Here is an 11669-nt window from a genome sequence, read left to right as displayed (position 1 = left end):
AACTGGCGCTTTATGCGTAAAGAAACTATTTTACAATACTTTTCTTTCTGTCTTCCATTATAATTCTCAGCAGCAATTCTCTTGCCTCATGGGCTTTAGACTTATCCATGGCCTCCACTCCATCCAACGGATATTTCATTCCGAGTTGTTCATATTTCTTCGTCCCCATCGTATGGTATGGAAGCACTTCTAATCCCTTCAGATTTCGATAACCGGAAATCAGATGGCCCAACGCCGTGAGCTCTTCCTCGCCGTCAGTAATCCCCGGCACTACGACATGACGGATAATCATAGGGACACCGGCCGTTTCCAAAGCTCTCGCAAACTCCAGCACCGGAGCCTGCTCCTGTCCGGTCAGTTCCCGGTGGCCGTCTGGAGCACTGTGTTTCATATCAAGAAGCACCAGATCCGTCACGCAAAACAATGCTTCAAACTCATCTTTTTTCGACTCCCGGTATATAATCCCGGATGTATCGAGGCATGTATGAATACCTGCTTCCTTCGCCTGTCTAAAAAGCTCTGTCAGAAATGAAAGCTGCATCAGCGGCTCCCCGCCTGTCGCCGTGATTCCGCCTTTCTTATAAAATTTCTCATTGTGTCGGTATAATTCCAAAAGTTCCTCTACTGTCATAAGTTTTCCCTGGTTTGGCTGCCAGGTGTCCGGATTATGACAGTATTTACAGCGCATCGGACACCCCTGGAAAAAAATGACAAAACGAATTCCGGGACCGTCTACGGTCCCGAAACTCTCTGTCGAATGAATATAGCCTTGATTACATTTCATCATGGAATGTTCTGGAAATGACTTCATCCTGCTGCTCTTTTGTCAGCTTGTTGAAGTTGACCGCGTATCCGGACACACGCACCGTAAGCTGCGGATACTTCTCCGGATGTGCCTGAGCGTCCAGAAGCGTATCTTTTGTAAATACATTTACATTCAGATGATGTCCGCCTTTCTCAGCGTATCCATCTAATAAACCTACAAGATTATCAATCTGAGCTTCACTGATTTTCATATGATGATCCTCCTTATATGAGTTTTCTTTATATTATTTCTATTCTTCGTCTAATGATGCGTTTGGTTCACAGCAAGCGCAGTCCGGTTCAAGTTCAAACGCAATATCATCAAACAGAACCGCATCGTCTTTTCCAAGTGCTCCCGGAATAATGGAGAAAGTGTTGGAAATACCATCCTGTGCATCCTTGAACGGCAGCTTGGATACAGAGCTTAAAGATGCAACAGCACCATGGCTGTCTCTGTGGTGCATCGGGTTTGCTCCCGGCGCAAAAGGTTCTCCGCCTTTTCTTCCATCCGGTGTGGAACCTGTATTCTTTCCGTATACGACATTGGATGTGATGGTCAGGATAGATGTGGTCGGGATACCTCCACGGTATGTGTGGTTTCCTTTCACATAAGCCATAAACTGATGCACGATATCGTATGCAATCTCGTCCGCACGGTCATCGTCATTTCCATATTTCGGGAAATCTCCCTCTACTTCGTAATCCACAACGATCCCATTCTCATCACGGATTGTCTTCACCTTTGCGTATTTGATCGCTGACAAAGAGTCTGCTACTACGGAAAGTCCGGCGATACCTGTTGCAAACCAACGTGTCACCTTCTTATCATGCAACGCCATCTGCAATCTCTCATAGCAGTACTTATCGTGCATATAATGGATGATGTTTAGTGCATTAACATAAACCTGTGCAAGCCATTTCATCATGTCTTTGAACTTGTCCATTACTTCGTCGTAATCCAGATACTCTGATGTGATCGGACGGTACTTTGGCCCAACCTGCTTTTTAGAAATCTCATCCACACCACCGTTGATTGCGTAGAGCAGACATTTCGCAAGGTTTGCCCGTGCACCAAAGAACTGCATTTCTTTACCTACACGCATGGAGGATACACAACATGCGATTGCGTAGTCGTCTCCGTGTGTCACTCTCATCAGATCGTCATTTTCATACTGAATAGAGGAGGACTCAATGGAAGTCTTCGCACAGAAACGCTTGAAGTTTTCCGGAAGTCTTGTGGACCAAAGTACGGTCAGGTTCGGCTCCGGTGCGGTTCCAAGGTTCTGCAGTGTATGCAGATAACGGTAAGACATCTTCGTTACCATCGGACGTCCGTCAATCCCCATACCACCGATAGATTCTGTTACCCAGGTCGGATCTCCCGAGAACAGGGCGTTGTATTCCGGCGTTCTCGCAAATTTAACAAGACGCAGCTTCATAATAAAGTGGTCGATAAACTCCTGAATCTGCTCTTCTGTAAAGGTTCCGTTTGCAAGATCACGCTCAGCATAGATATCAAGGAAAGTGGAAGTACGTCCCAGGGACATTGCCGCACCATTCTGCTCTTTGATTGCCGCAAGATATCCAAAGTAAAGCCACTGGATCGCTTCCTGTACGTTTTCTGCCGGTCTGGAGATATCAAATCCATAAATCTGTCCCAGCTCTTTTAACTCCTTTAATGCTTTGATCTGCTCGGAGAGCTCTTCTCTCTCTCTTGTAACATCAGAGTACATAATCGTTCTTGTTGTATCTTTCTGATGCTGCTTATCCTCGATCAGCCTGTCTACCCCGTATAGTGCTACCCTTCTGTAGTCACCGATAATACGTCCACGTCCATAAGCATCCGGAAGACCTGTGATGATATGGCTGGAACGGCAGGCCCTCATCTCCGGTGTATAAGCATCAAATACACCGTCATTGTGTGTCTTTCTATGTTTTGTGAAGAATTCAACGATAGCCGGATCTACATGGTAGCCATTGTCCTCACAGGCTTTGATCGCCATACGGATACCACCGTAAGGCTGCAGGGAACGCTTAAACGGCTTGTCTGTCTGAAAGCCGACAATCTTTTCCTTACCTTTGTTCAGGTACCCTGGTCCGTGGGACGTAATCGTAGAGATAATCTTCGTGTCCATATCAAGCACTCCGCCTTTTGCTCTCTCCTGCTCGGACAAATCCATTACCTGCGCCCACAGCTCCTTTGTGTCCTCTGTCGGCCCTGCAAGAAAGCTGTCGTCACCTAAATATGGTGTGTAGTTTTTCTGGATGAAATCTCTGACGTTGATTTCTTTCTCCCAGATGCCTCCGCGAAAAGATTCCCATTCTTTTCTCATGTTGATAATCCTCCTTCAAAAATAAACCCTATACTGTTACGAAACAACCGTTTCATGGGGCTATTATAGCGATTCGTGAAATATGTGTCAATGCGTTTCATGTACTATTTCAGGTACATTCCAGACTTTCAGGCAATTCCCATCGATTGTATAGGAAAAAGTGCATTTTCCATTCTTTTTTACTCTTTTGAATCCAGGAAAAAAAGGTCGTTAATCCTGTTTTTTCTGTCAAAAATTTTATTATAATTTACAGAATCGTCCAGATTCAGATAGTTCTCCTCCTGACCGCCCGCTCCGTACTCGTGGAATTTTCCATCTTGTCCAAGGTAAGATGAGGCGCCGAAAGCAGGCACTTCTTCTCTGAGATTCAATAAATATTGTTGGTATTTCGTCAACTCTACTCCTGCAGCTTCCACTGTCATCGCTCCCAGATAATTAGAACTTGTCATCACATTTTCCTGTTCTTCAATATCATAGTTTGCCCAAATCAGAAAAGGAGTAAGATAATAGTTCTGATACTCTTCAAACGGAACTTCCACCCGTGGTATTCCGAACAGATACTGATAAAACTCTTCTGATAACGATGGAAGATGGTCTCCAAAAAAGACTACTACCGTGGGCTCGTCAGATTCCTTCAAATGTTCAATCAGATTTTGTAACGCCCGATCCGACTCATGGACCAGAGACAAATACTGATCCACCCGTTCATCTTTATATTCCGTCAATTTAACAGACGCATCGTAGGATTTCGTATATGGGGAATGGTTTTGCATCGTCACACAAAAAGTGAAGAGTGGATTCTCCTCTTCTTCAATCATTCCCACAATTTTATCAAAACATGCTTCATCTGAAATAAAACCGCGGATTGTTTGATCTCCTTCAAAATCCTCCAGACTTAAAAAGCGGTCAAACCCCATCGTTTCGTATACGACTTCTCTGTTATAATTTGTAGGAACATAAGGATGCATTGCCACCGTAGTATAGCCCTGCTCCTCCAGCGGTTTCACAAGAGACACATCCAGCTTCTTCCCCAGCGCAACATAAGGAGTCGAAGAAAGCATTCTCATAGAAGTACCTGTCAAGAATTCAAATTCTGTTTTTCCGGTACCTCCTCCAAGGGCTGGAACCAATACTTTGCCCTTGATGGTATTTTCTTTCAGACTGTTATAAAACGGAATAATCTCATCAGATACAGGGAAATCCCGAATCCACGTCAAATCTGAAAAGGTCTCATCCATAATTGCGATAATATTGGGTCTTTCCTGTTTTCTAGTATTCTGAATTTTAGTATCATCCGCCATCTGCTGAAGTTCTTCTACCTCATATCCTGCCGGCTCTTTTACAATAGCATCTCTTGCACCTCGAATAACACACATTTGCATTCCGTAGCTATAAAAACTGTCTCCCGGCCGATTCCCATTTAATTCTATACTCCAACGCTCTGGTTGTTCCGACCATCCCAGATACCGGATTCCTCCCACCAATACCACGAGACCAATGATCCTGATCAAAATCTTTGTTTTTTTACTCTTTGCAACTTGATATCGATTGGCTACAAACAGCGAAGTAACAATGCTGGTAATCACAGCTCCTACAATGAGCATATGCAATGTGATTGTATATTCATAATCCCCGGCTACTGTGGCTGCCGTCCTTAAATCCAGCAAATCCACAATCTGTAAAGGGAGCCCTCGAAACATATAAGTAAAATAGCTGGCGACTGTCCACGCAAAATACAGACAACTACACAAAAGCACCGCAAGCCATAACGAATTACACAGCAATAAAAGAATCAGGAAAACTATCGCAGATACACAAATACTAAGAGCAACATACTGATAAGGAATTGTAAACATCTGTGGATTATAAATCCATTCCATAACCCAGAACATGCCGGTTCCCATCGCAATAGCCAATGGAATCATACCACCAATTCCGATTCTTCTGATTGTCCTTTGCTTTCTTAAAAACAAGGCATAAAATTGCCATAATATTGCTCCTGCTATTCCAATGATCCAAAGAAACGCCCATTGAATAATTCCTTTTACAGATCCCCCATTTGCACTTCTCCCAAACAGCCTCCAATGCTTCAACAGCACAATAATAACCGCAAGCCAGACCAATAAAAGAAGGGCAACTGTTATTTTTACTTTCCTTTTCTTCCACCTGATCCGGATTCGTTTGGCTCTCTTTTGTATCTTTTCCTTCATATAGAAACCCCTTTCTCTAAAAGTAAACATGTCACTTCCATTCATTCCCTCACATACACAAAAAAATCACCGTCCCCAGAGATCTCCCTCTCCAAAAACAGTGATTTAAAGTGCGCCATCAGGGGCTCGAACCCTGGACACCCTGATTAAGAGTCAGGTGCTCTACCAACTGAGCTAATGGCGCTTTTGCATTTTACCGTTTTGCTTAACGCAAGAAATATTATATTATACCTCTCGGAAAAATGCAAGCCCTATTTTAAATTTTTTATATTTTTTTGCTCTCCAGTCTTTTGGCCATCTCCTCTGGCTCCATGACGCCCGTCATCCGCAGAACAACTTCCCCGCCAACAAACAGGAGAAATGAGGGGAGCCTGCTTATCCGGTAGCGCGCTGTCAGAAGCGGATTCCGCTCCGTTTCTACCCTTCCTGTCCCCATCTGTCCATCAAATTCTTCTGCTACGAGTTCGAATACATCCTCCATCATAGCGCATTTCCCGCACCACAAGGCATAAAACTCTACCAGCACTGGTTTCTTCGCCTCTAACACCTCTCTGCGGAAATTTTTTTCTGTCAATTCTTGCATGAATCACACCGCCCCGGCCTGCAGCCAGGATTAAGCGCCTTATAAAGCTCCGCACAAGATCTTTGCAGAATCCGCATTTTTTTATTCCACCATGCATTGTCATAACATAATCTACCGCAGGTACAACGAAGTTTTCTTCTGCCTCTTCTCTCCATCTTCTACCCTGCCCGCTTTTTTAACAGCATATGCAAAAATCCAGATACCGTTACTGGTTCTCACTATCTTTTTCTTTCTGCAATAAGTTTGCAGATTGGATTCCCCTTTGAAGAAAATTTCTCCTCATATTCTGTCATAATATTGTTCTGATTCATCTTTTCGTCATTGTGAAGATCAAAGGTACAGGCTTTCACCTCCCATCCTGCCTCCACCACCTGTTCCAGGGAAAAATCAAAGAGCTCCCGGTTGTCGGTCTTAAACTCAACCGTACCATCCTCCTTCAGGATCCCATCATATCTCTCCCAGTATGCGGTGGAAGTGAGCCTTCTCTTAGCGTGGCGGGCCTTCGGCCACGGATCCGAAAAGTTGAGATAGATCCGGTCTGCCTCTCCTTTTTCAAACACCTCACCGATCCCGGACGCGTCCATACACACAAACCGGAGATTGGACGGCGCCTCCTCCAATGCGTTCATCCGCTCCAGTGCACGTAGAAGAACACTGGAATAACGCTCGATCCCAATATAATTGATATCTGGATTCTGCAGCGCCATCTGCATCAAAAACTGTCCTTTCCCCATTCCGATCTCCAGGCGGATGGGGTGATCATTTTCAAAAACCTGATCCCAGCGCCCCTTCCATTGCTTTTCTTCTTTAATCACAGCCTCATGTCCTGCAATCACGTCCCTTGCCCCCGGTATATTCCGAAGTCTCATCCTTTTTCTCCTCTCCTTGTCTACTTATTTGATGTACTCATTATCCCAGTGCAACGTCCAGGATCATCATTAACACAAAACCTGCCGCAAAACCGATGATTCCGATATTGCTATGCTCTCCCTCGCTCGCTTCCGGAATCAGTTCCTCTACGACCACATAAAGCATGGCCCCTGCTGCAAAGGACAACAGGTACGGAAGCACCGGCGTGATAAATCCTGCCAGCAGAATGGTAATCACTGCCGCCACCGGCTCCACCGCTCCGGACAACATTCCATAGAGAAAGGCTTTTCCCTTTCCTGTGCCCTCACTTTTTAACGGCATGGAAATAATCGCCCCCTCAGGGAAATTCTGGATAGCAATCCCCACGGACAGGGCAAAAGCTCCTGCCACCGTAATCTCTGTATTTTGCGAAAGCATACCTGCAAACACCACACCAACCGCCATTCCCTCTGGAATATTGTGAAGCGTCACGGCAAGGACAAGCATGGTTGTTTTTTTTAAAGAGCACTTAGGCCCCTCCGCACATTCTGCTCCCATATGGAGATGCGGTACTGCCCGGTCCATTCCAAGCAAAAACAAAATTCCAAGTAAAAATCCGGCTGCCGCCGGGATAAATGCATATTTCCCCATCTCCTCCGACATATCCATCGCCGGAATCAGAAGCGACCACACCGATGCCGCCACCATCACTCCCGACGCAAATCCCAGAAGCATCTTCTGAACAAGCGGCTTCATCTGCCCTTTCATAAAAAAAACACAGGCGGCACCCAGTGTCGTCCCGAGAAACGGTAATAACAATCCTACTGCAAGCTGCATATCTTCATCCCTCCTGTCTGTTATTATATGCTATCATTCCTGTTCTGCCACCTCAAATCCGGATAATCAGACCCGGAATCGGCGGATGATTCGGACGATTATAATATGAGCTCATTATAACCAGATATTTTTTTCTGTCAAGATTTTTCAGATATTCCAGGAGGGCGTCCCTCTCCTCAAACCCACTGTCCTTTCCGCTGTAGATGCAGAGACTGATAATCCCTCCTCGTTTCAGAATAGTAAGACTTTCCTCCAACGCCACCACACTCGTTTCTGCCTTTGTAGCAAGCTCATGCAAGCCTCCCGGCAAATATCCAAAGTTAAATACAATACAAGAAACCTTACCATACCCGTCCGCCGTCTGCTCCAGCATTTTCCTACAATCCTCATGCTGCAAAAGCTGTTCCTTCATTTTTTCATGTCCGCAGCAGAATATTCGGCCCCGTCCGTTCATTCCAGTTTCGGCGAGTCGTGTTTCTGTCTTTTCCACCGCTTCTTTCTGGATATCAAATCCGGCTACCAGCCCACTGTCCCCCACCAGCTCGCACAGCAGAAGGGTATCATGTCCGTTACCGCAGGTTGCGTCAATACAGAAATCCCCCTCATGTACTTGCTCTCTGATAAAATAATGACACCACTGTGTAATCTGATAATTCTCCATTTTTTCCTCCGTTCTCTTCCACGTGTACCTTACAAGAAGGTTTCCCATGGGACAAGAAAATCAGGCTCATCCACAAAGCCACTGAGACTTTCCAGACGGGCCCGATTCATACTTCTGTAGCATGCAATAATTCATGCAGAATTAAAATTCAAAAACTGCCACACCATATGGCGGAAGCTTGTACGCAAAGGAATACGGTCTTCCATCACATTCCTGCTTCACAGCCTTATATATCTGCGGACGCTCCTCTCCCTTTCCGCCATACTGCTTGTCATCGCTGTTTAGAATCAGCTTATACTGCTTTCTGCGCGGCACACCCACTCTATAATCCGTCCACTCCATTGGGGTAAAGTTGCAGACAAAAAGCAGGTTCTTTTTATTATGTTTGGAGTGCCGGATAAAGCTGAAAACACTCCGGTATCCATCATTTGCATTCACCCACTCAAATCCGTATCCTTCCGTATCCTGCTCATACATCGCCTTATTCTTCCTGTAGAGCTTCAGAAGATCTCTTGTAAACGCCTGCAGATACTGATGCTCCGGCTCCTCAAGCAGATACCAATCGAGCTCCCTTGCCTCGCTCCACTCCCGAAGTTGTGCGAAATCCTGCCCCATAAAGAGCAGCTTTTTGCCCGGATGTCCCATCATAAACGCATAGCCGACTTTCAGATTCGCATACTTGTCAAAACCAAGCCCCGGCATTTTATTTAACATCGAACACTTCAAATGCACAACCTCATCATGGGAGAGTACCAGAATGTACTTCTCACTGTAAGCATAGGTCATCGCAAAAGTCATCTGATTATGATGCTCTTTTCTGAAATATGGATCCAGCTTCATGTATTCGAGAAAATCATGCATCCAGCCCATGTTCCATTTCAGGCTGAATCCAAGTCCATCGTCCTCCGGCTTTCCGGTCACCTTCGGCCACGCCGTTGATTCCTCCGCAATCATCAGCGCACCAGGATTCCGTCCAAGCACAACAGAATTCAGGTGCTTGAAGAATTCGATGGCCTCCAGGTTCTGATTTCCTCCATATTTGTTGGCCACCCACTGGCCATCCTGCTTGCCATAATCCAGGTACAACATGGATGCTACCGCATCCACCCTCAGACCATCCACATGAAAATGCTCCATCCAGAACAGCGCATTGCTGATGAGGAAATTCTTAACCTCTGACTTGCCATAGTCAAAAATCTTGGTACCCCAGTCAGGATGCTCTCCCTTTCTCGGATCTGCATACTCATAGACCGCCGTCCCGTCGAAATCCGCAAGGCCATGCGCGTCTCTTGGGAAATGAGCCGGTACCCAATCCAAAATTACTCCGATCTTATTTCTATGGAAATAGTTAATCATATAAGCAAAATCTTCCGGCGTACCATACCGTGACGTCGGCGCAAAGTATCCTGTCACCTGGTATCCCCAAGACCCATCAAATGGATGCTCAGCAATCCCAATCAGTTCAATATGGGTATACCCCATCTCTTTCATATATTTGACCGCTTCTACAGCGAATTCTCGATAATTATAAAACCTCTCGTCCTCCTCGCCAGGATGCTGCCTCCAGGAGCCGATATGCGCCTCATAGATAGAGATAGGACTCTCGTCCATATTCCAGGTGGCCCTGCCCTCCATCCAAGCACTGTCACTCCATTTCAGGTTAGAAATATCATGCACCTTGGAGGCTGTGCCCGGTCTCATCTCCGCATAGTTGGCAAATGGATCCGCCTTGTAGAGCAAGTCACCCGTCTTTGTTTCAATGCAGTACTTATAGATCATATCCGCTTCAACCCCCTGAATAAAGCAGGTATAAATTCCAAGCGGATCTTCCCGCACCATCGGATTCTTGTCCCTATCCCAGTTATTAAAATCACCAACCACCGAGACAGACTTTGCATTCGGAGCCCATACCGCAAAGTAAGTGCCCTTCTTCTTTCCGTCCGTGACAAGATGTGATCCCATTTTTTTATATAAATCATAATGCGTGCCCTGTCCAAATAAGTACTGATCCAGCTCACCGATTTCATATGGTTTCTTCTTTTTTGTTCTCGCCATGCTATTCACCTTCTCACAAAAAGTCTACGTTTATTATACTTGAGCGTCGGACAAAAAGAAAGAGTTTTAACAAAGTTTTTAACTTTATTAAAACTCTTTTCGTCATTTTGTACAATTATTGTCGATTATCTTTCATGTTGTAACAGTTCCGCCATAACAGCTCGGCTTAGCCGCCGAAAACTATTACTTAATGTTTGAAATCATCCTCTTTTAAGATAATCCGGTCTGTCTCATCTGTGCTCTTTCCAAACACACGCTTCATCAGATGTTTCACATTGGCTTTCTGTGAATGTTCTATCGCATCATCCATGATATCCTTCACTTCAGCTACCGTCACAAAATGATCTTCTTTCTGAAGGACATCAATTCTACTGTAAAGTGCCAGAATCCCCATCTCATCAATCCGGTAACCATTTTCCTTCGCATAGGTCTGCCCAAATGTAACGAGCTCATCGTTGATAAAGATTGGAAGCTCTACTCTTGAAGTAAACTTTCTGCGGAAATCCGGATACTCAGAGAGCATTTTTTCCATCGGCCGTCTCTCATCTTCCAGGATAAAAAGCATCTCACCGGTCTGCTCTTCCATCAGACCTGTCAGATCATCAATGGTCTTATCATTCATCTTGCTGGCTTTCTCAATAATCAGCGCCCCACCACTCAGCTTTTGGATAATGCTGATGAGATTTTTCTTATTCAGGGCATCACCCGTAATAATTGCCACTTTACCCTGTTTCATTCTGCGTTGCTTCTGAATTGCCTTTACGATATCTACCGCAAGCACCGTCTTACCGGAACCCTTATGACCAATTACAAGAATATTTCCTGTTCTGGATGTACCGTAACGCTTCTTGCAGACTTTATCCTGCTCCAAAACATCTACAAGCTGTTCACTCATGCCACGAATCGGTACAAAGTAGGAAAACAGTTTCTTCTGCTCCTCAGTCAGACCAAGCTTCAGACCGATCTCACTTGTTGCGCTTAAATCATAACGGCCCTGTACAATAAACCCGGTATCAAAGGACGAGCCGCCAGAAGATCCGGAACTATCATCCTCATCTGGCTCTTCAATCTCAAGTACTTCTTCTGTCTCCAGCTTTGTAGGTTCTTCCTCCTCTGTTTCCTCATCTTCTATTTCTTCGTCATCATAACCAAAATCATCCTCTTCAAAATCAGATTCTTCGTCGTCGTATTCCCCCTCGTCATACTCCTCCTCAAATTCATCCTCGGAGACGTCTTCGTACTCGTCCTCGTATTCGTCTTCGTCGTACTCTTCCTCTTCGTACTCTTCCTCTTCGTACTCGTCTTCGTCGTACTCGTCCTCTTCGTACTCTTCCTCT

The 11669-nt window shown here is 45.2% G+C and carries 8 protein-coding genes, 1 tRNA gene and 1 pseudogene; all 10 read right to left on the bottom strand.

All coding sequences use genetic code 11. The annotated features are described in order from the left end of the window. Positions 1 to 25 precede the first annotated feature (25 nt). Positions 26 to 811: a pyruvate formate-lyase-activating protein gene (pflA, locus tag AOA56_RS10690; RefSeq protein WP_238117731.1), complete on the bottom strand. Its 786-nt coding sequence runs from the start codon at positions 809 to 811 to the stop codon at positions 26 to 28. Further along, positions 774 to 3137 (bottom strand): annotated as a pseudogene (gene grcA3, locus AOA56_RS10680) (autonomous glycyl radical cofactor GrcA3). Before grcA3 ends, pflA begins: the two are co-directional and overlap by 38 nt. A gap of 179 nt (positions 3138 to 3316) precedes the next feature. Further along, on the bottom strand, positions 3317 to 5347 hold the full coding sequence (locus AOA56_RS10675) for an LTA synthase family protein (RefSeq protein ID WP_053769638.1): 2031 nt from the start codon (positions 5345 to 5347) through the stop codon (positions 3317 to 3319). Positions 5348 to 5458: 111 nt separating this feature from the next. Then, positions 5459 to 5531, bottom strand: a tRNA-Lys gene (locus AOA56_RS10670). Between the two features lie 81 nt (positions 5532 to 5612). Then, positions 5613 to 5930: a thioredoxin family protein gene (locus tag AOA56_RS10665; protein WP_024734035.1), complete on the bottom strand. Its 318-nt coding sequence runs from the start codon at positions 5928 to 5930 to the stop codon at positions 5613 to 5615. 218 nt (positions 5931 to 6148) lie between these two features. Then, positions 6149 to 6799 carry a tRNA (guanosine(46)-N7)-methyltransferase TrmB gene (trmB, locus tag AOA56_RS10660; RefSeq protein ID WP_024734034.1) on the bottom strand — a complete coding sequence of 217 codons (651 nt, stop codon included), beginning with the start codon at positions 6797 to 6799 and terminating at the stop codon, positions 6149 to 6151. A gap of 40 nt (positions 6800 to 6839) precedes the next feature. Then, positions 6840 to 7616 (bottom strand): ZIP family metal transporter, encoded by a 777-nt coding sequence (locus tag AOA56_RS10655; protein WP_053769637.1) that lies wholly within the window; start codon positions 7614 to 7616, stop codon positions 6840 to 6842. A 52-nt stretch (positions 7617 to 7668) separates the two neighbouring features. Next, on the bottom strand, positions 7669 to 8277 hold the full coding sequence (gene mnmM, locus AOA56_RS10650) for a tRNA 5-(aminomethyl)-2-thiouridylate-methyltransferase MnmM (RefSeq protein WP_024734032.1): 609 nt from the start codon (positions 8275 to 8277) through the stop codon (positions 7669 to 7671). A 141-nt stretch (positions 8278 to 8418) separates the two neighbouring features. Then, entirely contained in the window at positions 8419 to 10332 is a 1914-nt protein-coding gene (gene glgB / locus AOA56_RS10645; protein WP_024734031.1) for a 1,4-alpha-glucan branching protein GlgB, read from the bottom strand. Between the two features lie 187 nt (positions 10333 to 10519). Further along, the coding region (locus AOA56_RS16030; protein ID WP_330376498.1) for a hypothetical protein at positions 10520 to 11669 on the bottom strand (1150 nt) is incomplete at its 5' end.

This window comes from Sellimonas intestinalis, assembly GCF_001280875.1.
GTDB lineage: Bacteria > Bacillota > Clostridia > Lachnospirales > Lachnospiraceae > Sellimonas > Sellimonas intestinalis.
The sequence above is the reverse complement of the archived record's forward strand: the minus strand, read 5'-3'. Positions and strand labels throughout refer to the sequence as shown.